Raw genomic sequence first — 25,889 nt, 5'->3', positions numbered from 1 at the left:
GAGCCTCCGCCTCGGGCATCATCGACCCCGATGGAGTCTCCGCCGCCCCCGCTGCCCCCGCTGCCTCTGCTCTACCTCGACGTCGACGGCCCACTGATCCCGTTCGGCGGCGACCCGGCACGGCACCGCACCCACCTGACGGAACGTCGCATCCGTGAGCTCACCGGCGGGTCGAACCCGCTGCTGACCCGGGTGAACCCCGCCCTGGGCCCGCAACTCGCCGCGCTGCCCTGTCGGTTGATCTGGGCCACCACCTGGTTCGACGACGCCAATGCGTGCCTCGCCCCGCTGCTCGGCCTCCCCCCGCTGCCCGTCCTGCCGGACCCGCCCCTCGACGCATCCGACCCGGCGCCCGGCGTCCACTGGAAGACCCCCGCCCTGGTCGCCCATGCCGCCGGCACTCCGTTCGCCTGGGTCGACGACGAGATCGCCGAACACGACCGCGAGTGGGTCGCCCAGCACCACCCCGGCCCCGCGCTCCTCCGCCGCATCGACCCCGAAGTCGGCCTGACCGAAGGGGACTTCACCGTCCTCGCCGACTGGCTGCGCAACCCGACCTGACACCGGATCGGCCCGCCCTCCGAATCCCGGTGAACTACCGGTCGGCTGCGCCGAGTTGCACTGAGTTGCACCGAACTGTGCTGACTTGCGCCGAGTTGCAGCGAATTGCGCCGAGTGGGGCACCGGGCGTGCCACCGGCCGGCCCCCTCCGGCGCGGTGGGACGCGGCCTCAGAGGACGAAGTAGCTCACCCCGACGGTCTTCGCGGACTTCCCGGGATCCACCTCCGCCGTCACCGGGCCCTGGCAGTTCGCCGGGGCGTGCACCAGCACCGCCGAGTCGGTGAAGTTCTCGACGGTCACGGGGGACGTGGTGCTGTAGCAGCCGCGCGGCGGGTTGTGGTGGGCCGCGCCGTTCACCACCAGGAGGCCGGTGGCCGCCTGGGCGGGCGTCGAGAGGGTGAGCACGCCGGCGGCGGCCAGCAGACCGATTCCCGTGAGACGACGACGCATGACTGATCTCCCTTCCGAGGACGTCCGGCTGGGAGCGGGCGCCTCTTCGGACGGGGGATTCCCATTGCGGACCGTCCGTCGCGGAACGCCGCGGCCAATCCCTCGAACCGGCGAGCGTGCGGAGATGCAGGGGTGGTGACAGGTGCCTCGGACTCCCGGAGGGCGTGGGACGCGTGGTCAGCCGGTGGTGGGCGGGCCGCCGAGGCGGCGGTTGCGGGTGCGGCGGGCGGTGAGGCGGTCGGCGGCGGGGAGGCGGGCGAGTTCGGCGAGGGCGTGGGTGATCGCGGCGGCGAGATCGGCGCGCAGGTCGGCGGGGTCGTCGGTCTCGGGGACGACCTGGTCGACCAGGCCGGTGGCGGCGAGCGCGGTAGCGGTGATGCCCTGGGCGCGGGCGAGCTGAGCGGCGTGCTCGCCGTCCCGGTGGACGATGGCGGAGGCGCCCTCGGGCGGCAGCGGGGCGAGCCAGGCGTGCTGGGCGGCGATGACGCGATCGGCGGGCAGCAGGGCGAGCGCGCCGCCGCCGCTGCCCTGGCCGAGCAGGACGGCGAGGACGGGGGTGCGCAGGCCGACCAAGGTGGTCAGGCAGTGCGCGATCTCCAGTGCCACACCGTCGAGTTCGGCCTCGACGGAGAGCTCGGCGCCGACCGTGTCGACCACGGTGAGCAGCGGCATGCCCAACTCTTCGGCCAGCTCTGCCTGTTGCCGAACCGCCCGCAGGTCGGCGGCCGTGAACGGCAGTTCGGGACTGTCGAGGCCGGAGCGTTGCTGGGCGACCACCATCACCGGGCGTCCGTCGATCAGCGCGAGGGCCCGGACGAGGGCGCTGTCGCCGTCCAGTGGGAGGAGCAACTCGGCGGTGTGGGAGAGGAGTTCGAGCGCGGAGAGCCGGTCCGGCCGGCGGCTGCGGAGCACCGACTCCCAGGCGTCCTCGGCAGCGGGGGCAACGTCGAGGACGGCCGGTGGCGGCGAACCCGCCTCGGGCGGCCGGGCGGTGAGGACGGTGAGCGCGCGGGAGAGGAACGGGCGCAGGCGGTCGGGCGGCACGATGGCGTCCAGGCGGCCGTTGGCGGCGAGCGTCTCGGCGAGCTGGACGGCGGGCGGCAGCGGCTCGCCGCGCAGTTCCTCGTAGACGCGCGGGCCGAGGAAGCCCAGGCGGGCGCCCGGTTCGGCGAGGACCAGGTGGCCGAGGGTGCCCCAGGAGGCGAACACGCCGCCCATGGTGGGGTTGCGCAGGTAGGTCAGGTACGGCAGGCCGGCGGCCCGGTGGGCGTGGACCGCGGCGGTGACCCGGACCATGCACAGGAACGCGGCGGAGCCCTCCTGCATGCGGGTCCCGCCGGAGACCGGCAGGGCGAGCAGGGGGAGGCGCTCGGCGGTGGCGCGCTCCACGGCCCGGGTGATCCGCTCGGCGGTGGCGACGCCGATCGAGCCGCCCAGGAAGCCGAACTCGCAGGCGATCAGCGCCAGCGGGCGGCCGTCCAGCAGAGCGCGGCCGGTGAGCACGGCCTCGTCCAGCCCGGTGCGGGCGCGGGCCCTGGCCAGGGCGTCCCGGTAGTCGGGGTCGGCCGGCTCGGTGGTGATCGGCTCGTCCCAGGAGGCGAAGCTACCGGGGTCGACCAGTAGATCGAGGAGTTGACGTGCCGTCACCGGGGGCCTCCGTCGCGGGGGAGTGGGGAACACGGGGGAACGCAGGGGAGTGCAGGGAACACGGAGGAGCACAGGGAATGCGGGGAAGATCGTCGAGCGGGAGGTGCCGAGCCTACGGGTGGACCCGGGCCGCCGGCGGGTACGGCGCACAGTGGTGACCGGGATCACCGCCGACGGGCCGGGCAGGCCGTGGTGAAACTGTCGCCGGGCCGTGCGGGGCGGGCGTGGAGTCGGGTGTGGAACCAGGTGTGGAACCGGGTGTGGATCCGGGCGTCGGAGCGGCCTTCGAGGCGGCCCTCGGCGCGGGCGGCGGAACGTGACGCAGCAGACATTCGGCTAATTGGTATCCAAGATGCTGAATTGGATAGAGTCAGCGCCGTGAGGCTGACCAAGAGCACCGACATCGCACTGCGCATCGCAATGCGGCTGGCGGTGCTGGACGAGGACCAGACCCCGACCACCCGCGAGGTGGCCGAGGCGGTCGACGTCCCCTACAACCACGCGGCGAAGGTGGTCAGTCGTCTCCAGCACCTGGGCGTGGTCGAGGCCCGGCGCGGGCGCGGTGGGGGGCTTGCCCTGACTGCCGCCGGCCGCACCGGATCGCTCGGCCGGATCGTCCGGGAACTGGAGGGCGCCGGGGACGTGGTCGGCTGCGAGGATGAGCCGCCGTGTCCGCTGCGACACTCCTGTCGACTGCGCGGGGCGCTGCGCAAGGCGCAGGAAGCGTTCTTCGCGACGCTCGACCCGCTGACGGTGGCCGACCTGGTCGGTCCGCCGACCGGCCCGGTCCTGCTCGGACTGCCCGGGCGCGGATAGCCCGGCCCGGTTCGGGCGGGGTGCGGTTAGTCCGGCCCGGTTCGGGCGGGGTGCGGTTAGTCCGGCCCGGTTCGGGCGGGGTGCGGTTAGTCCGGCCCGGTTCGGGCGGGGTGCGGTTAGTCCGGCCCGGTTCGGGCGGGGTGCGGATCGGGATCGTCCGGGCTCGTCCCGGCGTGCTCGGAAAGCGCTTTCCATTCGCAGGTCGTCGGTACCCGGCAGTCCGTGGTCGAGCAGTCACCACAAGGTATTCCGCAGGTATTCCCACACCTTAAAATGCGCATCTCAGATGCGAGTTTGGAGCTTCGGATGCTGTCCGAGAAGTCCGCGCAGACCGTGCGTGCCACCCTGCCCGTGGTCGGGGCGGCCATCGAGGAGATCACCGGCTCGTTCTACAACCGGCTCTTCACTGCTCACCCCGAGCTGCTGCGCGACCTGTTCAACCGGGGCAACCAGGCCGACGGCAGCCAGAAGTCGGCGCTGGCCGGCTCGATAGCCGCCTTCGCGACCGCCCTGGTGAACAACCCCGACCAGCGACCGGACGCCATGCTCGCCCGCATCGCCCACAAGCACGCCTCGCTGGGCGTCACCGGCCCGCAGTACCAGGTGGTGCACGACAACCTGTTCGCCGCCATCGTCGAGGTGCTCGGCGAGGCCGTCACCCCCGAGGTCGCCGAGGCCTGGGAAGAGGTGTACTGGCTGATGGCCAACGCGCTGATCGCCCTTGAGGCCCGCCTGTACGAGGAGAGCGGCACCCACGGCGAGCGCCGCCCCTACACCGTGGTCTCCCGCACCGCCGAGACCGCCGACGTGGCGACCTTCCTGCTGCACCCGGCCGACGGCGGCCCCGTCCCGGCGCACAAGCCCGGCCAGTACGTCTCGGTACAGGTCGAACTCCCGGACGGCGCGAGGCAGATCCGCCAGTACAGCCTGTCCGGCCGGCCCGACGGCGGCCTGCAGATCACCGTCAAGCGGGTCGCCGGCGATCCGGCCGGTGAGGTCTCCACCCACCTGCACCAGCACGTCGACCAGGGCGACACCCTGCTGGTCAGCGCCCCGTTCGGCGATGTGCAGCTGGTCGACGAGGACCGCCCGCTGGTGCTGGCCTCCGCCGGCATCGGCTGCACCCCGATCATCGGCATGCTGGAGCACCTCGCCGAGACCGGCGCCACCCGCAAGGTGATCGCCGTGCACGGCGACCAGCAGGAGTCCGCCCACGCCTTCCGCGAGGATCTCGCCCGCCTGGCGGAGAAGCTCCCGAACGCCGAGGCCCACGTCTGGTACGAGCGCCCCGAGGGCGAGCGGCCCGCCGAGCGCACCGGCCGGGTCGACCTGACCGGCCTGGCCGTGCCCGCCGACGCCGTCGCCTACCTGTGCGGCCCGCTGCCGTTCATGCGCGCCGTGCGCACCCAGCTGCTGGAGGCCGGCGTGTCGGCCGCCGACATCCACTACGAGGTGTTCGGCCCCGACATGTGGCTCGGCCAGAACTGACCTGCCGCACCACGGCTTTCCGGGCCCGGCCCCGGCGCGGAGGTGTCCGCGCCGGGGCCGGGCCCGTCGGTCACAGCGAGGCGGTGATCGCGTCCCACAGCGCGACCCTGGCCCGCAGCGCGGTGCGGACCGTCGCCGCGCACTCCTCCCAGCGCCCGGTGTCGTCGCCGCACAGGTCGATCAGCATCTGCATCGCCATCGGGGTGTGCTGCTCGCCGTCCACCTCGATGTGCCGGGCCAGGTAATCCTTGAAGACGCCGAGCCGCCCCGCCGAATCGTCGATCCGGACCACCTGCTCGAACATCTCCGGGATCAGGTCCTCCCGGCCGAACGCGAACGCCGCGGCCTGGCAGTGCACCGGCGCGTCCTCGATGATCCCGAACGTGACGGCCGTGAACTCGGCCGCCGCCTGCGGGATGTCGGCCAGCTTCGCGGCCTCCGCCACCGACCGGCCGGAACGGATCGCCGCCAGGAAGGCCTCGACCGGGCCCGTGTCGGCGCCCGCTCTCGCCATGCCGTCCAGGTACAGCTCGAAGTGGCTGATGTAGCCCTCGCCGAGCTCGTCGCTCTCCTCGACCAGCACGATCTCGTTGATCAGCCGGCGACTCGCCGTCGGACCGTCCGGCAGCCACGGCAGGGTCACGCAAGTGAGCTTCCGCTGAAGGCACTTGAGCAGGGACATGAAGTCCCAGACGGCGAACACGTGGGTCTGCTGGAAGGTCTGCACCTTCTCCAGGCTGTCCAGCGAGAGGTACATCGGGTGGGAGACCACCTCGCGGCGGACCTCCTCGATCGACTCGCGCAGGGCGGTCAGGCCGGGGTGGCTGCGGTCCCAGTGGTAGCGGTCGCTCATGGCTGCTCTCCTCGGGTGATGTGGTGAGGGTGGGGCGTGGTGCGGCAAGGGCTGCGCGGGGCTGTCCCGGGAAAGCTGTCGGCCGGACGGTCGCCGGTCATTTCATGACGGCACGGATCGCGTCCCGGAGTTGGGCGGCGTCCGGCTGGAGGGCGCGGTCCAGGCCGAGGGCGAACGGCAGCACCGCGCCGTCCGGTCGGGTCACCCGGCGCGGCGGGGCGAGCAGTCGGCCTTCCTCGCCGGCGATCGCCAGCGCCTCGGCGGCGAACCCGGCGAAGCGGTTGGAGTCGTCCAGCACCACCAGCCGCCCGGTGCGCTCCAGGGAGGCGAGCAGCGCGGCCCGGTCCAGCGGGTACAGGGTGCGCGGATCGAGCACCTCCACCGACACCTCGTCCGCCAACTCCTCGGCCACTGCGAGGGCTTGATGCACCAGATGCCCGACGGCGAGCACCGTCACGTCGGTGCCCGGCCGATGCGTCCGGGCCACGCCCAGCGGCACCGGCGCCAACGGCGTCGTCACGTCCTCGCGGACGCCGAGGGCGCCCGCAGGGGCGAACAGCACCACCGGGTCGTCGTCCGCGATCGCCGAACTCAGCAGCCCGTACGCGTCGGTGGGCGTCGCCGGGACGAGCGTCTTGATGCCGACGTGCGCGAACAGGCCGTACGGATGGTCCGAGTGCTGGCCCGCCCAGCCGCTGCGGGAGCCCGAACCCGGCACCACCACGGTCAGCGGGACCCGCGCCTGGCCGCCCGTCATCAGCGAGAACTTGTGGGCCTGATTGGCGAGTTGTTCGAAGACCAGGAACAGCAGCGACGGGATCTGCAACTCGATCACCGGGCGCATCCCGGCCAGTGCCGCGCCGATGCCCGCCGAGGTGAACGCCTGCTCCGACAACGGCGTGTCCACCACCCGCTCGGCGCCGAAGCGCTGCTGCAGGCCCAGCGTCAACCCGGCCAGGCCCGCGCCCACGTCCTCGCCGAACACGCACACCGTCGGGTCGGCCGCCAATGCGTCCGCCAGCGACCGGTTCATCGCCTTCGCGTACGACAGCAGGGTCACAGTGCCGCTCCCGACCGGGGCCGCAGCCCGCTCGCGTACAGGCGATCGTCGGCCGTCGCCGGATCCGGTTCCGCAGAAGCTAGCGCGAACTCGGCGGCCAAGGAAAGAAGTTGTGAGATATCGGCGTCGATCGAGGCGACCTCGGCAGGCGGCAGGGCCGCGGCGGCGGAGACGAGCGGATCGCGCTCGCGCCAGGCCGCCACCTCCTGCGGGGCGCGGTAGGAGAGCCGGAACCGGCGCTCCATGGTGTGGTGCGCCTCGAAACGGTACGTCAGGCACTCCAGGAATCCCGGGCCGCCGCCCGCCCGTGCCCGCTCCGCCAGCCGCTGCGCCGCCGCCCGGACCGCCTCCACGTCCATGCCGTCCACCGTCTCCGCCGGAATGCCGAACGCCTCCGCCCGGCCGCACGCCGAACCGCCCACCGCCGTACCGGCCGGCAGCGTCGTCGCGTAGCCGTTGTTCTCGCACACGAACAGCACCGGGGCCCGCCAGATCGACGCCAGGTTCAACGCCTCCAGCAGCACCCCCTGGTTGAGCGCGCCGTCACCGAAGAACGAGGCCACCACCCGGGGCCGGCCCTGCCGCTGCGCCGCCCAGGCCGCGCCGACCGCGATCGGCGCGCCCGCGCCGACGATGCCGTTCGCGCCGAGGATGCCCAGCGAGAAGTCCGCAGCGTGCATCGACCCGCCCCGGCCCCGGTTCAACCCGTCGACCCGGCCCGCCAGTTCGGCCAGCAGCCGGCCCGGGTCGGCGCCCTTGGCAAGCACGTGTCCGTGGCCCCGGTGGGTCGACGTCAACTGGTCGTCCGCCGTCAGCGCCGCGCACACGCCGACCGCCACCGCCTCCTGGCCGATGTACGGATGGGTGCCGCCGACGATCAGGCCCGAACGCACCCACTCCAGCGCCAGCTCCTCGAACGAGCGGATCAGCCGCATCGCCCGGTACCGTCCGGCCCGGTCGGCCAGGTGCGGCAGGCTCACCGGCCCGACCGCCACAGCACCGGGCAGAACTCCGGGTCCGCGTAGTCCGGGCGGCCGTCCGCCGTGCGCCGCACCACCGCGTCGTGGTTGTACACCACCGGCGAGCCGTCCGACTTCAGGAACGAGCGGTAGCGGTTCGAACCGTCCTGAAGGTGCAGCGAGACCGCCCGGCGCGGCTGGGCGGACCGGTTCGGGCCGGAGCCGTGATAGGTCCGGCAGTGGTGGAAGGAGACGTGCCCGCGCGGGATCTCCACCGGCACCGTGCGCACCTCGGTGCCGTTGAACTCGGCGTTCTCGTGGAGGAGTCGGTCGAGCTCGGCGCGGTCGCGGGCGGCGAAGTGCCGAGTCGAGTCGTCGCCGCCCGGGCGCTCCTCCCAGCGGTGGCTGCCGTCCACCATGGTGATGGTGCCCATCTCCTCCGTGCAGTGGTGGAACGGCAGGAACGCCGTCAGCATCCGCTGCGAGGTGGACGTCTGCCAGTAGTGCTTGTCGAAGTGCCACGGCACCACGTTGCTCGGCTCGCCCGGCACCGGCGGCTTGTAGATCAGCGTCGCCTGGAACACCCGGATCTCCTCGGCCTGCGCCAGGCGCGCCGCGACCGCGCCCAGCAGCGGCTTGCGCAGGATGCGGCCGATCTCCGCGTGCTCGTAGTGCACGTAGTCGTTGTGCCGCTGCACCGGCCCGTCGGCCGGCGTCCACGACGCCAAGTGCGGCGGACGGACGGGCAGTTCACGGTCCCGCTCGCCCGCGTAGTAGCGCTCGGTGGCGGCCTGCAGCACGTCCAGCTCCTGGTCGCTGAACAGCCGCCGCGACAGGTACCAGCCGCGCTCCGCGTACTCCAGCACCTCCTCGGCGGTCGGCAGCAGCGCCGACTCCTCCTCCGACAGCTCGAACGGCTCGGTGGTGGTGGCCACGTGAGGGATCTCCTTCGGTCAGTGGTCCGCGGTGACGGCGCGCTCGCGCTCCACCGCCTCGTACAGGGCCTTGATGTTGGCGGTGCCGAACGAGCCGGCGCCGCGCCGCTCCACCAGCTCCAGGAAGAAGGTGCGGCGCGGGTGGGTGGAGCGCGCGAAGATCTGGAACAGCTCGCCGCCGTGGTCGCGGTCCACCAGCACGTTGGTGTCGCGCAGGTCGGCCACCGGGATGCCGGTCGGGCCGAGCCGCGCCTCCAGCGCCCGGTAGTAGGCGCCCGGTGTGCTCAGGAAGGCCACCCCGCGGTCGCTCAACTCCCGTACCGACGCGGTGATCGAGGCCGTGCTGAAGGCCACGTGCTGGACGCCCGCACCGCCGTGCGCCTCCAGGAAGCCGTCGATCTGACCGGCCGACCGCGAAGTGTCCGGCTCCAGCAGGGTGAACGTGACGGAGCCGCACGGGCTCTGCACCACCCGGGAGTCCATCGCCTGCGCGCCGACCTCGATGTACTCGCGGAAGATCTCCCGGAAGCCCAGGCCGCGCACCGCCCACTCCACCGAGGCGTCCAACTGCCCGCCCGGCACCACGATCGCCACGTGGTCCAGCGACAACAGTCCTCCCGGGCCCGGGAGTTCACCGTCCGGAAGGAGATCCTGCGCGTCGGCGAAGCGCACCGCCAGGTCGCCGAACCCGGAGACCGTGCCCGCCCCGTCCAGGCAGCCGCCGCCCGCGTTCAGCGCCCGCTCGGCCGCCACCGCCGCCGCCACCCCGTCGGTGTGCCGCAGCGCGATCACGGCCACGCCGTCGCCGTGCCGCCGCACCCACTCCGTCACCTGGTGCTCGGCGTCTGCCGCCGAGGTCACCAGCAGCCGGATCGAGCCCTGATGGGCCAACACCTGCACCGTTCCGGGCGAGTCGCGGGCCGGGCTGCTCAGCGTGAAGCCCCAGTCGTCGCGCAGTTGCTCGGCGTACTTGTGGGCGTCCTCCGCGTACAGTTCGAGATAGGCGATGCCCGCCACGGTCATGAGTCCCCTCCGAAGTGCCCGGCCGAGACGCCGAGTTGCTTGGCCGCGATGCTCGGCGGGCCGAACACCAGGCTCAGGTTGTGCCCGCCGAACGCGAACGAGTTGGACAGGGTGTGACGCACCGGACGGCGTACCGCAGAGCTGCGGACGTGCCGCAACTCGCAGTCCGTGTCGGGCTGTTCGAGGTTCAGGGTGGGCGGCAGCAGGCCTTCGGCGACGGCCAGTGCGGACACCGCCGCCTCCACCGCCCCGGCCGCGCCCAGCAGATGGCCCGTCGCGCCCTTGGTGGAGCTGACCAGCGGGCCGGCCGCGCCGAACACCTCGCGCAGCGCCAGGGCTTCCGCCCGGTCGCCCAACCTGGTGCCCGTGCCATGGGCGTTGACGTAGTCCACCGCCGACGCGTCCAGCCCCGCCGAGCGCAGCGCAGCGCGCATCGCACTGGCCGCGCCGGCCCCGTCGGGGCGCGGCATGGTCGGGTGGTGGGCGTCGGTGGCCGCACCCCAGCCGGACAGCTCCGCGTACGCCGAGGCGCCGCGGGCGGCCGCGTGCTCGGCGCGTTCCAGCACCAGGACGGCGCTGCCCTCGCCCAGTACGAACCCGTTGCGGCGGGCGTCGAACGGCCGGGATGCCTGCGTCGGGTCGTCCCAACCGGCGGCGAGGGCGCGCGAGTTGTCGAACGCGGCGGCGATGGTCGGGTGCAGCGGGGCCTCCGCGCCGCCGCACACCACCACGTCCGCCTCGCCGCCCCGGATCAGTCGCAGGCCCTCGGCGAGGGCCTGCGCGCCGGCCGCGCAGGCGGTGATCACGGTCGAGCTGTAGCCGCGGATGCCGTGCGTGATGGCGATCCGGGCCGCCGGCATGTTGGACAGCATGCCCGGCAGCAGGTATGGGCTGACGGCGGCCCGGCCGCGCTCGCGCCGCCCCGCGGCCTGCTGCTCGTAACTCTCCAGCCCGCCACCGCCGGTGGCCAGCACCACTGCGGCCCGCTCCGGATCGCAGTCCTGGCGGATCGTCAGTTCGGCGTCGTCCAGGGCGTCGTTCGCGGCGGCCAGGGCCAGCAGCAGGAAGCGGTCGGCGCAGCGGGTCTCGGTGGGCGGCAGCACCTCGCCGGCGGGCACGGGCGGGGCGATGCCGGCGGCCCGCAGCCAGCCCGCCGCCGGGTGGTCCGCGGCCGGGGCGGTCAGCCCGGAGCGCCCCTCGGCGACGGCGCGGAACACCTCCGGGACGCCGCGGCCCAGCGGCGTCACCCAGCCGATGCCGGTGATCTGCGCGGCGGGCGCGTTCACCGGGCGCCCGCCGCGGCCAGGTGCTGCTGCCGCAGCAGGCCCTTGCGGACCTTGCCGGTCGGGCCGAGCGGGATCTGCTCGTCCGGCACGGCGAGCACCGCGCGCACGGTGTCGGCGACGTGCGGCTCCAGCGCGGCCAGCACCCGGGCGGTGCGGTCGTCGGCCGGGTCGTCGCCGACGCCGGTGGACGGGGCGAGTTGCAGCAGGACGTCCGTGACGACCCGGTCGCCGTCGCGGAACGCCACCACCGTGCAGTCGAGCACGTCCGGGCAGGCGACCAGGACGCGTTCCTCGACGGCGGCGGTGTGCAGGAGGCGGCCCTCGCCGAGGTCGACGGTGTCGACGGCGCGGTCGACGTGGTAGTAGTAGCCGTCCTCGTCGCGGTACATCAGGTCGCCGGTGAGGAAGTAGTCGCGCAGCCGGGTGCGGTGGGTGGTGACGGAGTCGTTCCAGTAGCCGACCGCGAGGGTGGGGGAGCGGGTGCCGAGTTCGCCGACCCGGCCCGGGCCGAGCTCGTTGCCGTCCGGGTCGAGGATCGCGCAGTCGACGAACGCGTGCGGGCGGCCCACGCAGCGGCCGTAGCGGTCGGAGTCGGCGGTGTGGGTGATGAAGAAGTGCGAGTGGCCCATCTCGGAGGAGCCGAGGCCGTCGATGAACACCGAGCCGGCGGTGCGGACCCGGCCCTGCCGGGTGGCGGTCTCGCGCGAACCCTGGGCGACCAGGCGGCGGATGTGGGTCTCGTGCGCGCAGTCGCCGGTGTTCCACCACAGGCCGACCGAGGACAGGTCGCGCGCGGCCAGGTCGTGCCGGGCCAGGTCGGCCCAGGTGGTGGCGAAGCCGTACACGCCGAGCGGCTGCCAGCGTTCGACGGCGTCCAGCACCATCGGGCCCGACTGGCCCGACAGCAGGTGGAGTTGGGCGTCGAAGCCGAGCGCCAGGTTGACCGCGATCAGGGTGGCCGCGTGGGCGGCGGGCAGCGCGCTCAGCACCCGGTCGATGCCCTGCGGGCGGGGCAGCAGCAGCCGGTGGCGGATCGCCGCGTACAGGCTCTGGTGCGAGTGCAGCACGGCCTTGGGCAGGCCGGTGGTCCCCGAGGAGTGGGTGACGGCGACCGGGTCGGTGGGCCAGTGCCGGTACGGCGCGGGCGCGGACCGCGGGTCGCCGTCGGCGAGTTCGGCGGTGTCGGCGAGCAGGGCGGTGCCCAGGTCGAGGCCCGCCAGGGCCTTGGCGTGCTCGGCGTCCGCGAGCAGCCCGACCGCGTTCAGCCGGCGCAGGTAGCGGGCCGAAGTGTCCACGTCCAGCGCCGGGTTGAGCAGGGCCGGGACGGCGCCGAGCCGGGTCAGCGCGAGGAAGGCCAGCACCTGGTCGGCCGCCGCGGAGGCCTGCACCGCCACCGGATCGCGTCGGCGCACCCCGAGCGCGTGCAGGGCGGCCGCCCGCTTCCGTACCGCCAGGTCGAGTTGACGGAGCGTCAGGGCGGTGTTGGCGGGGTGGCCGTCGACGGGGGTGTCGAAGGTCAGGGTCGGCGAGTCGAGACCGAGTCCCTGTTCGACCCGGGTGGTCAGGACGTTGCCGGCGCCGACGGAACTGTCCTCGGACAGCACGGCGCGCAGGGTGCGGAGGCTCATGGATCCCGTTCTTCTCGTGGTGCGGGACGTCGGCGGGCTCGAACCCCGGGTGCGTCAGGGGGCGAGCAGGACGGCGGTGGCGTGGTCGGGCGGGCCCTGGACGGCGGTGATCAGCAGCACCTGATCGGCGTCGCCGTCCTCGATCAACAGGCGGGCCCGGTCGTGGAGTTCGGTGTCGCTGTCGAAGCCGGGGCCGAGCGCCACGACCGGGCCGTCGAGCTGCCAGCGGGCGGCGAGGTGGCCGAGGACGGCGTTCGGGTTGGACTGGAAGAACAGCAGGGGCGGGACGCGCCGGCCGGTGGCGGTGGCCCCGGCGAGGGCGTCCGCCGTGCCGGTGTCGCCGGTCGGGCTGGCCAGCAGCAGGGCGGTGCGCGGCGGGTCGAGCGCGGGCGGCGGCCCGTAGTGGCGGCGCAGGCAGCGGTCGGCGGTCTCGGCCACCAGCGGATTGAAGGCGGACTCCACGAACCCGGCGATGGCCGGGAGCCGGTCGTCCGGACGCTCGGGCCAGGCGGCGGACGCCAGCACCCGCAGCGGGCCGGTCAGCTCCCGGGGGCCGAGCGGCGCGGGGACGGCAGGCTCCACCAGGGCGGGCAGCGGCGTGCCCTCGGCGGTGGCGGCGGTCATGCGGCGGCCACCAGGAGTGCGGTGTTCGCGCCGCCGAACGCGGAGTTCAGGGTGAGGGCCAGGCCGGGGACGGCCGGGCGGGGACGGTCGAGGACCAGGTCGAGCGGACAGCCCGGGTCCGGGTGTTGCCACCCGGCGTTGACGGGCAGCGTCCCGGACTGCAACACGCCGACGGTGACGGCGAGTTCGAGCAGTGCGGAGGCCTCCAGGGCGTGGCCGTGCACGGACTTGGTGGAGCTGACCGGCGGCGTGCCGGACGGGAACACGGTCCGCAGGGCGGCGGCCTCGGCGAGGTCGCCGAGCTTCGAGCCCGCGCCGTTGGCGTTGACGTAGCCGATCGCCTCGGGCCCGGCGCCCGCCCGGGCGAGGGCGTGGTGCACCGCCCGGGCCAGGCCGGTGCCGTCCGGGTGCGGCCGGCAGACGTGGTGGGCGTCGCCGGTGCGGGCCCAACCGGCGATCCTGGCCAGCGGGTTCAGCCCGCCGCGTCGGCGCAGCGACGGCACCGACTCCAGGACCACGGCCACCACGGCGTCGCCGAGCAGCATGCCCTGCCGGCCCAGGCTGAACGGGCGGACGGCGCCGTCCCCGGCCAGCGCCCGGCCCGCGTCGAACACCGCGAAGGTGTCCGGCTCGACCAGGTAGCCGGCGGCGACCAGCACGCGTTCGCGGCGGCCGGCGGCGATCAGCGCGGCGGCGTCGGCGACGGCCGTGGCGGCCGCCACGCACGCGCCGGTGTACACCCGGGGCCGCAGCCCGGTGCGTTCGGCGACCTCGGCGGCGACCGGTCCGGCCCGCCGATCGCCGTGCAGGGCGAGCAGCAGGTCCTCGGGGGCGTCCTCGGGAGAACCGGACAGCGCGCCCGCCTCGGCGAGCACGTCCACCAACTGGTCGGCCAGGCGCGGCGACCCGGGTGCGACGGCGGCCCGGTCGGTGCGGTGGCCGGCGGTGTCGAAGCGGTCCACCGGGACGAACGCGGGCCGGCCGGCCGTCACGCCGTCCCGCAGCGCCGCGAGGCCCGGGCCGAAGGCCGAGCGGACACCGATGCCGCCGACCAGGACGGTGCGCCGCGGCGGACCGTTCCGGAGAGCGGTCGCGGTCATGGCGCGGCGACTCCCGCTTCCGGACGGGCGCCGACCGGTGCGGGGGCGGGCGGTGCGGCGTTGGCGGCGGCGGCGGCGGTCGGTGCGGTGGCGGCGGGCGGCGCGGCGAGTGCGGAGAGTGGGGTGCCGAGCTGCTCGGCGATCTGGGCGCCGAGTGCGGCGACCGCGTCGTCCACCGTCCGGATCGCGTCCAACCGGTGGTCGTCGAGGTCGAGTTGGACGCCGTAGGTCTGTTCGGCCTCGGCGATCAGCCAGGTCAGTTCGAGCGAGCCCAGGTGTTCGTCGACCTGGTCGGGGGAGCGGTCGCCGTAGCGGGCGAGCATCGCGATCGCCTCGGCCCGGCCGAACCGCACCGCGGAGTCGGTGGTACCCATCAGGCGGTGCCCACCGAGGACTTGGCGATCCGGTCGGCGACCTCGGCGCTGAACTCGTCGATGGTCATCAGCGCGGTGGACTCCATGTCGTCCAGCTCGAAGCGGATGCCGTACTCCTCCTCGACCTGCACGGCCAGGTCGGCCAGGGCGAGCGACTCCAGGTCGAGACCGGCCGGGCCGAGGTCGGTCTCCGAAGTGACCTGCGAGACGTCGTAGTTCATCGCCGCCAGGGTGGCCAGGACGAACGAGCGGATCTGTTCCTGCATGGACTTGCTCTCTCCAACGCGTCGGGGTGCCGGGGTTCGGGGCATGGGGTGTCTTTGGACGGACGGGCGGGCGGGGCAACGGGGCTCCGGCGCACCAGAGCTTTCGTGCGGGGGTCGCGGTGTCCGGGGGCTTCCGTGTCCAGAGGTTCAGGGCAGGGCGCGCCGACGGACGGGCGGACGGTGTCTGGAGCCGTCCACCCGGCCGGGCGCACTGCGGCGGAAGGGGGGAAGGTGGGGCGGATCAGCGGGCGGCGTCGACCTGTCGGCGCAGGGCGGCGACGTCCCGCAGCAGCTTCCCGGTGGCGGTCCGGGGGAGCTGCGGCATCAGGTGCAGGCGGCGGGGCAGCTTGTAGCCCGCCAGTTCCCTGCCGAGCAGTTCGCGCAACTGCCCGGCCGCGCCGTCCCGTTCGGACGGTGCGCGGGAAGCGCCGTCGGCGGTCGCGGCATACGCCTCGATCGCGCCGTCGGCGAACACCACCACGGCCTCGACCACGCCGGGAAGCCCGGTCAGGGTCTGCTCGACCTCGTTCAGGTCGACCTTGAGGCCGCCGATGGAAATCTGTGAGTCGCGCCGCCCCAGCACCGTCACCCGTCCGGTGCCGGCGTCGAGCAGTGCGGCGTCCCTGGTGTGCAGCAGGCCGTCCGACCAGCGGGTCGGGTCGGTCGGGCCCAGGTACGGGGAGTGCGTACGGGCGATGTGCAACTCGCCCGCGTTCAGCGACAGTTCCATACCGTGTACGGGTTGCAGGGCCGGATGGTGGCGGCCCGTCAGATCGGTGGCGATGACCCCGGTCTCGGTCATCCCGTACATGGTGCCCAGCGGCACACCGTAGCGTTCGCGGAACGCGGCTGGAAGCCCGGGACGGATCAGCTCGCCGGCCACGACCATCCGGCGCAGCTGCGGGAGTCGGGGCGGCGCGGCCACCGCGGACAGCAGCTCCGCGTGGAACGGCACGCCGATCACGGTGGTCGGGGCGGCGCCGTCGGCGACCGCAGTGAGGATGCCCGTGGGGGTCATCCGCTGCGGCACCACCAGTTCGACGCCCGCGTGCAGGGCGTGCAGCAGCCCGCCGACCAGGCCGAGCACGTGCACCGTCGAGGACAGCAGCACGGTGCGCTCGCCCCGGGCCGGGAACTCCGGCAGCCGGGCGTAGCAGTCGAGTTCGCGCAGCAGGTCGCCCGCCGTCCGCCCGATCACCTTCGACGGGCCGGTCGAGCCCGAACTGAGCTGGATCAGCGCGTGATGGTGGGACGTGGCGGGTTCGGCGCCCGCGTCCGGGTCCGGCGGGGAAGCCGGGAGCGACCTGAACCGCAAACGCCCGTCGGTGAGTTCGACCAGCACCCGGGGGCGCAGCCGGTTCACGGCACGGTCCACCTCGGCGGCGGTGAGACGGTGGTCGAGCAACACGGCCCGAGCTCCGGCCCGCCACGCGGCCAACAGCACCGCGACGAACTCCGCGGAAGGCGGCATGCGCAGCGCCACCGTGCCCTGCTCGCCGAGGCCGGCCGCGACCAACTGCCGCTGCCGCTCGGCCACCAGGGCCCGCAGCGTCCCCCTGCTCACCGGAGCGCCGAAGCGCAGGCACGGTTCGCCGTCCGGTCCGGCGAGTAACTGCTCGTCCACCCAGTCCGCGGCAACCGTGCGGCCGCGCACCGGGGTTGGGATCAACGTCAACGCAACTCCACGCGCTCGAATGGGAAGCATGGGTCGGAAGTTGTGATGCTTCAGTGTGGATCCCCCGTCGGTGCCGACCTTTGCACGGGAGCGCATCAAGGGTCAAGGTCTATACCAGTGGCGACCGGGCCCCTACGCTGTCCCTCGTTTTCGCACCGGTTGACGGATCATCAGGAGGTTCGGAGACGATGGTTCCGCTCACTCTGGCGGAGCACGGCGCGCTGGCGAAGGGCCTGCTGCCTGCGGCGATCTGGGACTTCTTCGAAGGCGGCGCCGGAGTCGAGTGGACTCGCCGGGCCAACCTCGACGCCTGGCGCCACCACGTGCTGCGCCCGCGCGTCCTGGTGGACGTCTCGGCGCCCGACTGCGGCACCGAGTTGCTCGGCGCCCGACTGGCCGCCCCGTTCGGGGTCGCGCCGATGGCCTACCACCAACTCGCCCACCCCGACGGGGAGTGCGCCACCGCCCGGGCCACCGCCGAGGCCGGCGCGCTGCTGATCGTCAGCATCTTCGCCAGCCGCACGCTGGAGCGGATCGCCGCCGCCGCACCCGGCGCGCCGCGCTGGCTCCAGCTGTACTGGCTGCGCGACCGCGAAGCGCTCACCACGCTGGTGCGGCGCGCCGAGCAGGCCGACTACCGGGCCCTGGTGCTCACCGTGGACGCGCCCAAGGTCGGCCGCCGGCTGCGTGACCTGCGCAACGCCTTCGCGCTGCCGGCCGACCTCACCGCCGCCAACCTGGATCCCCGACTGACCAGGAGCGCTGGGCACTCGGCCGCCGGTCGCTCCGGCATCGAGGAACACTCCCGGCAGCAGTTCGATCCCACCGTCAGCTGGGCCGACCTGGCCTGGCTGCGGGCGCGCACCCGCCTGCCGCTGGTGCTCAAGGGCGTCCTCACCGCCGAGGACGCCAGGCTCGCCGTCGAGCACGGCGTGGACGCGCTGATCGTCTCCAACCATGGCGGCCGCCAACTCGACGGCGTCCCGCCCGCGTTGGCCGTCCTGCCGGAGATCGTGGACGCCGTCCCCGTCGAGTACCCCGTGCTGGTGGACGGCGGCCTGCGGCACGGCTCCGACCTGGCGACGGCCCTCGCGCTCGGCGCCCGCGCCGCACTGGTCGGCCGCCCCGTGCTGTGGGGCCTGGCCCACGGCGGCGCGGACGGCGTCAGGGCGGTGCTCGACCTGCTCCGCGAGGAGCTGCTCGACACCATGGTGCTGGCCGGTCGACCCACGCTCGCCGCCCTCGACCGCGACGCGCTCGCGCCCTGGCCGCCGGCCGTCGCCGCGCCGCTCTGAACGCGCATCGTTCTCCTTATATACAGGGGCTCATGACAAGACACCGACAAGCAGGTGCTGTCGGACCCCCTCGCACCCCCGTACGCCAGCAGGAAAGGACCCCGTGGCGACCATCGCAGAACCCGAGCCCGCCAGCCCCGAGCCCGCCAGCCCCGAGCCCGCCAGGCCTGGGCCCGCCGCAGCTGGGCCCGTTGCAGTCGAGCCTGCGGCAGCCGAACCGGTCGCGGTCGCAGGCGCAGCCGCAGTCGCACGAGCAGGAGCCGATGTCGCCGGAGCCGGGCCAGCCGCAGCCGCAGCCGTCGGGGGAACAGCTGTCGGCGAGCTGTTCACGGACTGGGACTGGGAGGACCCCGCAGGGCTCGAAGCCCGCACCGACGCGTTCACCGAGAACCTCGCCCGGTGCGCCTCGATCGACACCGTCCGCCCCGAAGTGCCTCACACGCACGGAGACTTCCAGGAGCTCGGCGTCACCGGCATCGAGTTCGCCGCGTTCCGCACCCGGCACCCGCACGGCCTCGGCACCGACCTGGTCGGCCTGCACACCGACCACGAAGCCACCCGCCCCGGGCCGGTCTACCGGATCGACGGCACCGGCCTGTTCACCCAGCTCGACATCGGCCGGCCGCTCCCGTTCGCCGACCGCAGCGTGGACTGGGTGTACGCCGAGCACCTGATCGAACACGTCCCGCTCGGCACCGCTGTGCACTGGCTCGCCGAAGTCCGCCGCATCCTGCGCCCCGGCGGCGTGCTCCGCCTCACCACCCCCGACCTGGCGCGCTACATCGACGGATACCTCGACGGGAGCGAGCAGTTCTTCCGCCGCCACCGCCGCCGCCTGCGCACCATGCGGGTCGGCCCGCCGATGCCGGAGCGCCGCGCGTTCATGCTGAACCAGATCTTCTACCATTTCGGACACCGGTGGATCTACGACGAGGCCGAGCTGCGGCACGTCCTCGACCGCGCCGGCTACCACGAATTCGTTATCGAGCGACGGGAGTTCCAGATCGGCGTACGTCCCGACGTGGCCGACCTCGATACCGCCTTCCGGAAGGACGAGTCGATCTACCTGGAGGCCGTCGCCCCCGGAGGACCGCACTGATGCCACTCCACCCGCAGGCCCGAGCGTGGCGCGCCCGCCGCGCCGCGGCCGGCACCCCGCCGCTGTACACCCTCACCCTGGACCGGGCCCGCGCTGCCGACCTCGCCGACCTGCGCGCCGCCTCAGGCACCGGTGAACCCGTCCTCGCCGTCGACGAGTTCACCATCGCCGGCCCCGGCGGCCCGCTCACCCTGCGGCACTACCACCCACCGGCCGGGACCGACCGCCCCGGCCCCGCGCTGCTGTACCTGTACGGCGGCGGCTGGGCGCTCGGCTCGCTGGACACCGGCGACCCGATCTGCCGCGCGCTCGCCAACGGCACCCGCGCCGACGTCCTCGCCGTCGGCTACCGGCACGCCCCCGAGCACCGCTTCCCGGCCGCCGTCCACGACTGCTACGCCGCACTCGACTGGATCGCCCGGAACGCGCGACGGCTCGGCCTCGACCCGGCCCGGATCGCCGTCGGCGGCGACAGCGCCGGCGGCAACCTCGCGGCCGCCCTCACCCTGCTCGCCCGCGAACGCGGCGGACCTGCGATCGTGCATCAGCTGCTGGTCTACCCGAATACCGATCACCGGGTTCCCGCAGCAGGCGATTCGTCAACGGCCGTTGACGGAGGGGGTTCGGTGCGTGGAGGGCGGCCGACACGCGGTGAGGATCCCGTGCATGGTGAGGACCCGATGCACGGTGAGGATCCGGCGCTGTTCAACCGCCACTCGGTGGCCTGGTACTGGTCGCACTACCTCGCCGACCCGGCCGATGCCGCCCACCCCCTCGCCAGCCCGCTGCGCGCCCACGACCACCGGGGCCTGCCGCCCGCCACCGTGATCACCGCCGAGTACGACCCGCTGCGCGAGGAGGGCGAGCAGTACGCCGCCGCGCTGCAGGCCGCCGGGGTCCCCGTCACGCTGCGCCGCTACCCGGGCATGCCGCACGGGTTCTTCGCCATGCCTGGCGTGCTGGACGACGGCCGGGCGGCCCAACTGTTCGCCGCGGACCAGCTGAGGACGGCCTACGCGGCACCCGCGGAACCCATGTTGCACACGGCGCCGGCGGAGGTCGGCCGGTGAGCGGGGTGCTGCGGCTGGACGAGCTGCACGGCTCGCTGTCGGACCCGCTGCTGGACGCGATGACGTTCCTCAACGAGGTCACCGGGCGCTACCCCGAGGCGATCTCGTTCGCGCCGGGCCGCCCGCACGAGGAGTTCTTCGACCCCGCGGACATCGCCGGCCACCTGGACAGGTACCTGCGGCACCTGCGCGAGGAGCGCGGACTGACGGATAGCCAGGTACGCCAGGAGGTGTTCCAGTACGGGCGGACCAAGGGCCTGATCGGGCCGCTGATCGCCCGGGCGCTGGAGGCCGACGAGGGCATCACGGCCGACCCCGAGGCGCTGGTGGTCACCGTCGGCGCGCAGGAGGGCATGCTGCTGGTGCTGCGGGCTCTGTGCGCGGGCCCGGACGACGTCCTGCTGGTCTCCTCGCCGTGCTACGTCGGCGTGACCGGCGCCGCCCGGCTGCTCGACCTGACGGTCCGTCCGGTGCCCGAGGCCGGCCCGGACGGCGGCCTCGACCCGGAGGCCCTGGCCGCGGCCGTCCACGAGCTGCGGGCCGCCGGGAAGCACCCCCGGGCCTGCTACGTCGTCCCCGACTTCGCCAATCCGAGCGGCGCCAGCCTGGACGAGAGCGCCCGCCGACGGCTGCTGGACGTCGCCGAGTCCACCGGCGTCCTGTTGATCGAGGACAACCCGTACGGCTTCTTCGGCCGCAACGGGCCCGTCCGGCCGACGCTCAAGGCGCTGGACGGCGACCGGCGCAACGTGGTCTACCTCGGATCGTTCGCCAAGACCTGCTTCCCCGGCGCCCGGGTCGGCTACGTGCTCGCCGACCAGCAGGTGGCCGCACCGGACGGGCGGCTCGGCCTGCTCGCCGACGAACTCGCCAAGCTCAAGAGCATGACCACCGTCAACACCTCGGCGCTCAGTCAGGCCGTGATCGGCGGCATGCTGCTGGCCGGCGGACTGCGCCTGCGGGAGGCCAACGAGCCCGCCCGGCAGTTCTACGCGCACAACATGGATGTCCTGCTGACCGAACTGGAAACCGCTTTCCGTCCGCTCCCCGGCATCTCCTGGAACACCCCGGAGGGCGGCTTCTTCGCGGTCGTCACCGTCCCGTTCCGGGCCGATGCCCGGGCCCTGGACGCCTGCGCCCGCGAGTACGGCGTGCTGTGGACCCCGATGGACGGCTTCCACCCCGGCGGGGGCGGCGAGCACCAGTTGCGGCTGTCCTGCTCCTACCTGACGCCGGACCAGGTCGTGGAGGGCGTGCGGCGGCTGGCCCGGTTCGTGACGGAGCGGACGGTGCAGCAGACCTGACGCGGCAGCGCTGATCGGGGCCCGGCACACCTCGCCGGGCCCCGATCAGTGCTGCTTTCCAGGAGGTGTCAGCGGATCCGGCGGGCGAACAGACGGGCCGCCCAGGCCACCGCGAGCACCGTCATCAGGCCGGTCAGCAGCAGTCCGCGCCAGACCTCGGGCGCGTCCAGGTGGCCGGCGAACAGGGCGCGCATGCCCTCGACGCCCCAGTAGCAGGGGTTCCAGGAGGCGGCGGTGCGCAGCCAGGCCGGGGCGAGGGCGATCGGCAGCAGGGTGCCGGAGAGCAGGGCCAGGGGTTGGGCGATGGTGTTGACGACGGGGCCGAGGGCGGCGTCGGTGGGCACCAGCAGGGCGAGGCCGTAGGAGACCGAGGAGGCCATCAGGGCCATCAGGGCGAGCAGCGCCATGGCGAGCAGCAGATCGGTGAAGCCGACGGTCAGCCCGAACGGGATGGCCAGGACGGCGATCAGCAGGGACTGGACGAGCAGCGCGGTGGTCTCCCGCAGGGCGCGGCCGAGCAGCAGGGCGACCCGGCTGACGGGCGTGACCCGGGAGCGTTCGATGATGCCGGCGTGCAGTTCGCCGAGCAGGGTGAAGCCGGTGAACAGGCCGCCCATCACGGCCAGCGCCGACAGCAGGCCGGGTACGTAGATCCGGTAGGCGTCGGCGGTGCTGTGCGCGCCGGAGGCGGCCAGGGCGGAGGTCAGCAGCGGGGCGAACAGCAGGAGGTAGCACAGGGGTTGGAGCAGTCCGACGGCCAGCCACGCCGGTGAGCGGGCCATCAGGAGCAGTTGGCGCTGGTAGACCAGCCAGGTGTCGCGGGCGAGCTTCACGGGGACCTCGGGGACGTCGGGGCGGCGGCGGGGGCCGGTGCGGTGTCAGCTGTGGACCGGCGAGCGGCCGGTGAGGGCGAGGAACACGTCGTCCAGGCTGGGGCGTTGCAGCTGGACGTGGTCCGGTTCCAGGCCGGCGGCGGCCAGCGCGCGCAGCAGCTGCGGGATCGCGGTGTCCGCGGAGTCCACGTGCAGGCGCAGCCCGTCCTCCTCGGGCAGCGCCTCCAGGCGTCGGACGCAGGGGAGTTCGGCGAGGACGTGCGCGGCCCGGGCGGTGGCCCCGGCATCGGGGAGGCCGATGGTGACGGCGTCGCCGGAGATCTGCTGCTTGAGCTGCTCGGGGGTGCCCTCGGTGACGATGCCGCCGTGGTCGACGATGCCGATCCGGTCGCACAGGGCATCGGCCTCGTCCAGGTAGTGGGTGGTGATCAGCACCGTCATGCCCTGATCGCGCAGACGGCGGACCTCCGCCCAGACCTGGGCGCGGCTGCGCGGGTCGAGTCCGACGGTGGGCTCGTCCAGGAACAGCACCTTGGGGCGGTGGACCACGCCCAGTGCGAGGTCGAGGCGGCGGCGCTGGCCGCCGGAGTAGGTCCGGCACGGGCGGTCGCCGAACTCGGTGAGGTCGAAGGCGGCCAGGCCCTGGTCGGCGCGTCGCAGTGCCTCGGCCTTGCGGATGCCGTGCATCCGGGCCTGCAGGACGAGTTCCTCACGGGCGGTGGCGTGGTCGGTGGTGCCGCCGCCCTGGGCGACGTAGCCGATCCGGCGGCGGACCTCGCCGGGGTCGGTTCGCAGGTCGGCGCCGGCCACGGTGGCCGTGCCGCCGTCGGGCGGCAGCAGGGTGGCGAGCATGCGCAGCGTGGTGGTCTTGCCGGCGCCGTTCGGGCCGAGGAGGCCGTAGATCCGGCCCTCCGCGACGTCGAGGTCGATGCCGCGCACCGCGTCGACGGTGGCGGCGCCGCGGCGGGGCCGGAAGGACTTGCGCAGCCCCTTGGTCACGATCAACCCGGACTCCTGTGCTGGTCGGTGGGTTCGGATGCAGTGGGTTCGGAAGCGGTGGGTTCGGATGCAGTGGGTTCGGATGCAGTGGGTTCGGAAGCGGCGGGTTCGGAAGCGGCGGGGAGGTGCTCCCGGGGAGGGGCGGCGGATGCCGGAGCAGACCCTAGGGCCCGGCCCCGCCCGCCGACAATGGTCTGGACCAGGTGGGCGGATCCGGTGCTCAGCGCGGTGCGCGGGCGAACCGCTCCAGCCGTTCGACGGCCGCCACTGTGCCGCCGCCCGCCAGGAGTTGACGTCCGAGCAGCTGGGCGGTGGTGCGGAACGAGGGGTCGTCGAGAACGGAGCGCAGCGCCGCGCGCAGCTCTCCGGAGGTGGCGATGGCGAAGTCGACCCGGACGGCCGCGCCGAGCGCGGCCAGCCGACCGGCCGTCACCGGCTGGTCGTGGCGGATCGGGGCGACCACCAACGGCCGCCCGTGGGCGAGGGATTCGACCGCGGTGTTCATCCCGCCGTGGCACAGTACGGCGTCCACCGCCCCGCGCTCAAGCAGTTCCAGTACCGGAACGCGGTCGCAGGCCACCGCGCCCGGCGGCAGACCGGCGTCCGGCGGGCCCGCCACCACGGCCTGCACGTCCGGGAGTTCGGTTAGCGCGGCGGCCGCCCGGTGCAGGAAATCGCCCGCCACCTCGGCCGACAGCGTGCCCATGGTGACCAGCACCCGGCGACGTCCCGGCGTCAACCGGTCCCAGGGGAACGGCGGTTCGGGCCGGTCCGCGAGCAGTGGCCCGACCAGGGCGTACTCGGCGGGCACCCGGTCGAGCCCGGCCAGCTCCCGGCAGGTCGGGGCGATCACCAGGCCGGGGGAGAAGCGCGGGTCGGTGAACTCGGCGGCGGGCAGGCCGGCCCGCTCCCACAGGCCGTGCAGCACCTCGTCCCGCCAGGACGCCAACTCGCGGTCGCCGAACGGCGGATCGCCGATCTCCAGCGAGGACGGCGCGAAGGACGCCCATCGCACGCCCGCGCCGTGCGCGGCCAGCGCGCCCGCCGGACTGTGTTGGTCGACCAGCACCACGTCCGGCCGCCACTGCTCGACCGCCCGTCGCACCGCGCCCAGCGTGAATCTGGTGTGCGGCACCACGAAGCCGTCCCAGAGCGAACGTACGGCCGCCGCCCCGCCCACCGCCTGCTCCCGGAACAGCCGGGCGCCGGTGGGATGCACCACGGCGTCCGGCCCGAGCACCGGCCGCAGCGCGGACTCCGGCCCCACCCAGGCGACTCGGTGCCCGCGCGCGGCCCAGGCCAGGGCCAGGGCCCGGGCCGGCAGCAGGTGCCCGGCGAGCGGCGGCGCCACGATCAACAGGCGCAACGCGCCCCCGGGGGAGGTGGGTGCGGGCATGGGGGAATCCTCTCGAGAGGGGTGGGCGGCGCATTCGACTGCGCGGCGTGCGGCCGGAATCGCCGGGCCGGGCGAACAGACTTGCGTGCGTCGTGTGCCAACGACGGAGAAGTGGTACAGACCACAAGGGGGAGTCGGGAAGGAAACGCCGGAGATCCCTTGTGCGGGCCGGTGAGGCGTGGGAATACTAGCCCGCGTGACCGCTCTGGAAGCAGTCGCCGTCCACCTTCCGCCCGTCGCCGAACCGATCGAACTGGTCGGAGAACGCCTCGGACTGACGGATCGTCAGATCGGGCTCTTCCGCCGGTTCCACGGCCTCGACCAGGTCAGGGTGGACCGCGACGGAGACCTGACCGATCTGCTCACCGCCGCAGCGAAGGCCCTGGCCCAGCTGTCCGGCAACGAACACCGCGTGAAGTACGTGCTGCACGCGCGCAGCCTGCCGATCGCGGCCCCCTACCCGCACAATCCGCTGCACGACGCGCTCGGCCGTCTGGGGCTGACGCACGCCCGTGCCTTCACCATCACCCACCACGCGTGCGCCGGCTCGCTGTTGGCGCTCGACGTGGCCGGTCGGCTGCTGGCGGCAGACCCCGACCCCGAGGCGCTGGCGTTGATCCTGGCGGGCGAGAAGACCTTCACCCGGGACGCCCGCATCGTCCCGGACGCCGCCCTCTTCGGCGAAGGGGCGGCGGCCGCTCTGGTACGGGCCGAAGGCGAACGCGACCGCGTGCTGTCCTACGCGGTCGACCAGCGCGGCGAGTTCGACGGGCGACTCGCCGACGATCCGGAGCTGATGGCGCGTTACCAGCGCAGCTACCCGGACCTGGTGATCGCGGTGATGGAAGCCGCGCTGAACGAAGCCGGCGAAAGCTGGGAGTCGATTCGGCTGCTGCTCCCGCACAACGTCAACCGGATCTCCTGGCAACGGATCTGCCGCCGGATCGGGTACCCGCCCGACCGGGTGGTGCTGGACAACGTCCCGGCGGTGGGGCACAGCTTCGCCGCCGACATCCTGCTCAACCACCACACCGCCACCGGCCGCGGCCTGCTCCGCCGCGGCGACCGCTACCTGGTCGCCGCGTCCGGACTCGGCGCGACCTTCGCCGCCATGGTGCTCCAGCACTGAGGCCCGCTCCGAACCGGG

General features: G+C 73.8%; 26 protein-coding genes. 8 read left to right on the top strand and 18 right to left on the bottom strand.

The genetic code is table 11. The features are described 5' to 3' along the window. Positions 1–30: 30 nt before the first annotated feature. Entirely contained in the window at positions 31–561 is a 531-nt protein-coding gene (locus ACI1MP_RS04885; protein WP_404867816.1) for a hypothetical protein, read from the top strand. Between the two features lie 169 nt (positions 562–730). On the opposite strand, the gene ACI1MP_RS04880 is transcribed toward ACI1MP_RS04885, so the two are convergent. The 3 genes from ACI1MP_RS04880 to ACI1MP_RS04870 form a co-directional block, all read right to left on the bottom strand. Further along, positions 731–1,012 (bottom strand): hypothetical protein, encoded by a 282-nt coding sequence (locus tag ACI1MP_RS04880; RefSeq protein ID WP_404867815.1) that lies wholly within the window; start codon positions 1,010–1,012, stop codon positions 731–733. 177 nt (positions 1,013–1,189) lie between these two features. Next, complete coding sequence (locus ACI1MP_RS04875) at positions 1,190–2,659, bottom strand: carboxyl transferase domain-containing protein (RefSeq protein WP_404867814.1); 1,470 nt, start codon at positions 2,657–2,659, stop codon at positions 1,190–1,192. A gap of 164 nt (positions 2,660–2,823) precedes the next feature. Further along, the gene (locus ACI1MP_RS04870; protein WP_404867813.1) at positions 2,824–2,991 is read right to left on the bottom strand and encodes a hypothetical protein; all 168 of its coding nucleotides are present in this window, start codon (positions 2,989–2,991) and stop codon (positions 2,824–2,826) included. 46 nt (positions 2,992–3,037) lie between these two features. Here ACI1MP_RS04870 and ACI1MP_RS04865 point away from each other — a divergent pair, with 46 nt between their 5' ends. Beyond that, on the top strand, positions 3,038–3,475 hold the full coding sequence (locus tag ACI1MP_RS04865) for an RrF2 family transcriptional regulator (protein WP_404867812.1): 438 nt from the start codon (positions 3,038–3,040) through the stop codon (positions 3,473–3,475). 306 nt (positions 3,476–3,781) lie between these two features. Further along, a complete protein-coding gene (locus ACI1MP_RS04860) occupies positions 3,782–4,963 on the top strand; it encodes a globin domain-containing protein (RefSeq protein WP_404867811.1) in 1,182 nt (393 codons plus the stop codon). A 70-nt stretch (positions 4,964–5,033) separates the two neighbouring features. Here the strand turns inward: ACI1MP_RS04860 and ACI1MP_RS04855 are convergent, their stop codons facing one another. The 12 genes from ACI1MP_RS04855 to ACI1MP_RS04800 form a co-directional block, all read right to left on the bottom strand. Next, positions 5,034–5,816: a DUF3050 domain-containing protein gene (locus ACI1MP_RS04855; RefSeq protein ID WP_404867810.1), complete on the bottom strand. Its 783-nt coding sequence runs from the start codon at positions 5,814–5,816 to the stop codon at positions 5,034–5,036. 97 nt (positions 5,817–5,913) lie between these two features. Further along, positions 5,914–6,876 (bottom strand): alpha-ketoacid dehydrogenase subunit beta, encoded by a 963-nt coding sequence (locus ACI1MP_RS04850; RefSeq protein ID WP_380332634.1) that lies wholly within the window; start codon positions 6,874–6,876, stop codon positions 5,914–5,916. Beyond that, positions 6,873–7,856 carry a thiamine pyrophosphate-dependent dehydrogenase E1 component subunit alpha gene (locus ACI1MP_RS04845; RefSeq protein ID WP_404867809.1) on the bottom strand — a complete coding sequence of 328 codons (984 nt, stop codon included), beginning with the start codon at positions 7,854–7,856 and terminating at the stop codon, positions 6,873–6,875. Before ACI1MP_RS04845 ends, ACI1MP_RS04850 begins: the two co-directional genes overlap by 4 nt. Next, positions 7,853–8,770 carry a phytanoyl-CoA dioxygenase family protein gene (locus ACI1MP_RS04840; RefSeq protein ID WP_380332631.1) on the bottom strand — a complete coding sequence of 306 codons (918 nt, stop codon included), beginning with the start codon at positions 8,768–8,770 and terminating at the stop codon, positions 7,853–7,855. Before ACI1MP_RS04840 ends, ACI1MP_RS04845 begins: the two co-directional genes overlap by 4 nt. Before the next feature lie 18 nt (positions 8,771–8,788). Further along, the gene (locus tag ACI1MP_RS04835; RefSeq protein ID WP_404867808.1) at positions 8,789–9,793 is read right to left on the bottom strand and encodes a 4-hydroxyphenylpyruvate dioxygenase family protein; all 1,005 of its coding nucleotides are present in this window, start codon (positions 9,791–9,793) and stop codon (positions 8,789–8,791) included. Beyond that, complete coding sequence (locus ACI1MP_RS04830) at positions 9,790–11,079, bottom strand: beta-ketoacyl-[acyl-carrier-protein] synthase family protein (RefSeq protein ID WP_404867807.1); 1,290 nt, start codon at positions 11,077–11,079, stop codon at positions 9,790–9,792. Before ACI1MP_RS04830 ends, ACI1MP_RS04835 begins: the two co-directional genes overlap by 4 nt. Then, positions 11,076–12,707: a class I adenylate-forming enzyme family protein gene (locus ACI1MP_RS04825; protein WP_380332622.1), complete on the bottom strand. Its 1,632-nt coding sequence runs from the start codon at positions 12,705–12,707 to the stop codon at positions 11,076–11,078. The genes ACI1MP_RS04830 and ACI1MP_RS04825 overlap by 4 nt, the downstream gene beginning before the upstream one ends. Before the next feature lie 54 nt (positions 12,708–12,761). Then, the gene (locus tag ACI1MP_RS04820; protein ID WP_404867806.1) at positions 12,762–13,331 is read right to left on the bottom strand and encodes a hypothetical protein; all 570 of its coding nucleotides are present in this window, start codon (positions 13,329–13,331) and stop codon (positions 12,762–12,764) included. Next, entirely contained in the window at positions 13,328–14,431 is a 1,104-nt protein-coding gene (locus ACI1MP_RS04815; protein ID WP_404867805.1) for a beta-ketoacyl synthase N-terminal-like domain-containing protein, read from the bottom strand. The genes ACI1MP_RS04820 and ACI1MP_RS04815 overlap by 4 nt, the downstream gene beginning before the upstream one ends. Continuing rightward, positions 14,428–14,805 (bottom strand): acyl carrier protein, encoded by a 378-nt coding sequence (locus tag ACI1MP_RS04810; protein ID WP_404867804.1) that lies wholly within the window; start codon positions 14,803–14,805, stop codon positions 14,428–14,430. Before ACI1MP_RS04810 ends, ACI1MP_RS04815 begins: the two co-directional genes overlap by 4 nt. Beyond that, positions 14,805–15,071, bottom strand: a complete 267-nt coding sequence (locus ACI1MP_RS04805) for an acyl carrier protein (RefSeq protein WP_100584773.1) — start codon at positions 15,069–15,071, stop codon at positions 14,805–14,807. The genes ACI1MP_RS04810 and ACI1MP_RS04805 overlap by 1 nt, the downstream gene beginning before the upstream one ends. Positions 15,072–15,312: 241 nt before the next feature. After that, complete coding sequence (locus ACI1MP_RS04800; RefSeq protein ID WP_404867803.1) at positions 15,313–16,746, bottom strand: class I adenylate-forming enzyme family protein; 1,434 nt, start codon at positions 16,744–16,746, stop codon at positions 15,313–15,315. Positions 16,747–16,934: 188 nt separating this feature from the next. Between ACI1MP_RS04800 and ACI1MP_RS04795 the strand changes: the two genes are divergently transcribed. From ACI1MP_RS04795 to ACI1MP_RS04780, 4 genes are all read left to right on the top strand, one after another. Next, positions 16,935–18,041, top strand: a complete 1,107-nt coding sequence (locus ACI1MP_RS04795) for an alpha-hydroxy acid oxidase (protein WP_404867802.1) — start codon at positions 16,935–16,937, stop codon at positions 18,039–18,041. A gap of 103 nt (positions 18,042–18,144) precedes the next feature. Then, on the top strand, positions 18,145–19,140 hold the full coding sequence (locus ACI1MP_RS04790; protein WP_404867801.1) for a class I SAM-dependent methyltransferase: 996 nt from the start codon (positions 18,145–18,147) through the stop codon (positions 19,138–19,140). After that, complete coding sequence (locus ACI1MP_RS04785; RefSeq protein WP_404867800.1) at positions 19,140–20,210, top strand: alpha/beta hydrolase; 1,071 nt, start codon at positions 19,140–19,142, stop codon at positions 20,208–20,210. Before ACI1MP_RS04790 ends, ACI1MP_RS04785 begins: the two co-directional genes overlap by 1 nt. Continuing rightward, complete coding sequence (locus ACI1MP_RS04780) at positions 20,207–21,514, top strand: PLP-dependent aminotransferase family protein (RefSeq protein ID WP_404867799.1); 1,308 nt, start codon at positions 20,207–20,209, stop codon at positions 21,512–21,514. Before ACI1MP_RS04785 ends, ACI1MP_RS04780 begins: the two co-directional genes overlap by 4 nt. A 68-nt stretch (positions 21,515–21,582) precedes the next feature. On the opposite strand, the gene ACI1MP_RS04775 is transcribed toward ACI1MP_RS04780, so the two are convergent. The 3 genes from ACI1MP_RS04775 to ACI1MP_RS04765 form a co-directional block, all read right to left on the bottom strand. After that, positions 21,583–22,347, bottom strand: a complete 765-nt coding sequence (locus ACI1MP_RS04775) for an ABC transporter permease (protein WP_043911405.1) — start codon at positions 22,345–22,347, stop codon at positions 21,583–21,585. 45 nt (positions 22,348–22,392) lie between these two features. Next, on the bottom strand, positions 22,393–23,346 hold the full coding sequence (locus ACI1MP_RS04770) for an ATP-binding cassette domain-containing protein (RefSeq protein ID WP_380332849.1): 954 nt from the start codon (positions 23,344–23,346) through the stop codon (positions 22,393–22,395). 220 nt (positions 23,347–23,566) lie between these two features. Next, positions 23,567–24,742, bottom strand: coding sequence for a glycosyltransferase (locus tag ACI1MP_RS04765; RefSeq protein ID WP_404867798.1), 1,176 nt, complete (start codon positions 24,740–24,742; stop codon positions 23,567–23,569). A 196-nt stretch (positions 24,743–24,938) separates the two neighbouring features. Here ACI1MP_RS04765 and ACI1MP_RS04760 point away from each other — a divergent pair, with 196 nt between their 5' ends. After that, complete coding sequence (locus ACI1MP_RS04760) at positions 24,939–25,871, top strand: 3-oxoacyl-[acyl-carrier-protein] synthase III C-terminal domain-containing protein (protein WP_404867797.1); 933 nt, start codon at positions 24,939–24,941, stop codon at positions 25,869–25,871. Positions 25,872–25,889: the final 18 nt, after the last annotated feature.

The organism is Kitasatospora griseola, assembly GCF_044999035.1.
GTDB classification, from domain to species: domain Bacteria; phylum Actinomycetota; class Actinomycetes; order Streptomycetales; family Streptomycetaceae; genus Kitasatospora; species Kitasatospora griseola.
This window is presented reverse-complemented; position numbering and strand designations above follow the sequence as displayed.

Coding starts and splice junctions, on each gene's coding strand:
- ACI1MP_RS04860 (WP_404867811.1), top strand. CDS start 3,782: ATGCTGTCCGAGAAGTCCGCGCAGACCGTGCGTGCCACCCTGCCCGTG.
- ACI1MP_RS04805 (WP_100584773.1), bottom strand. CDS start 15,071: ATGCAGGAACAGATCCGCTCGTTCGTCCTGGCCACCCTGGCGGCGATG.
- ACI1MP_RS04810 (WP_404867804.1), bottom strand. CDS start 14,805: ATGGGTACCACCGACTCCGCGGTGCGGTTCGGCCGGGCCGAGGCGATC.
- ACI1MP_RS04820 (WP_404867806.1), bottom strand. CDS start 13,331: ATGACCGCCGCCACCGCCGAGGGCACGCCGCTGCCCGCCCTGGTGGAG.
- ACI1MP_RS04880 (WP_404867815.1), bottom strand. CDS start 1,012: ATGCGTCGTCGTCTCACGGGAATCGGTCTGCTGGCCGCCGCCGGCGTG.
- ACI1MP_RS04835 (WP_404867808.1), bottom strand. CDS start 9,793: ATGACCGTGGCGGGCATCGCCTATCTCGAACTGTACGCGGAGGACGCC.
- ACI1MP_RS04785 (WP_404867800.1), top strand. CDS start 19,140: ATGCCACTCCACCCGCAGGCCCGAGCGTGGCGCGCCCGCCGCGCCGCG.
- ACI1MP_RS04885 (WP_404867816.1), top strand. CDS start 31: ATGGAGTCTCCGCCGCCCCCGCTGCCCCCGCTGCCTCTGCTCTACCTC.
- ACI1MP_RS04825 (WP_380332622.1), bottom strand. CDS start 12,707: ATGAGCCTCCGCACCCTGCGCGCCGTGCTGTCCGAGGACAGTTCCGTC.
- ACI1MP_RS04795 (WP_404867802.1), top strand. CDS start 16,935: ATGGTTCCGCTCACTCTGGCGGAGCACGGCGCGCTGGCGAAGGGCCTG.
- ACI1MP_RS04815 (WP_404867805.1), bottom strand. CDS start 14,431: ATGACCGCGACCGCTCTCCGGAACGGTCCGCCGCGGCGCACCGTCCTG.
- ACI1MP_RS04765 (WP_404867798.1), bottom strand. CDS start 24,742: ATGCCCGCACCCACCTCCCCCGGGGGCGCGTTGCGCCTGTTGATCGTG.
- ACI1MP_RS04855 (WP_404867810.1), bottom strand. CDS start 5,816: ATGAGCGACCGCTACCACTGGGACCGCAGCCACCCCGGCCTGACCGCC.
- ACI1MP_RS04870 (WP_404867813.1), bottom strand. CDS start 2,991: ATGTCTGCTGCGTCACGTTCCGCCGCCCGCGCCGAGGGCCGCCTCGAA.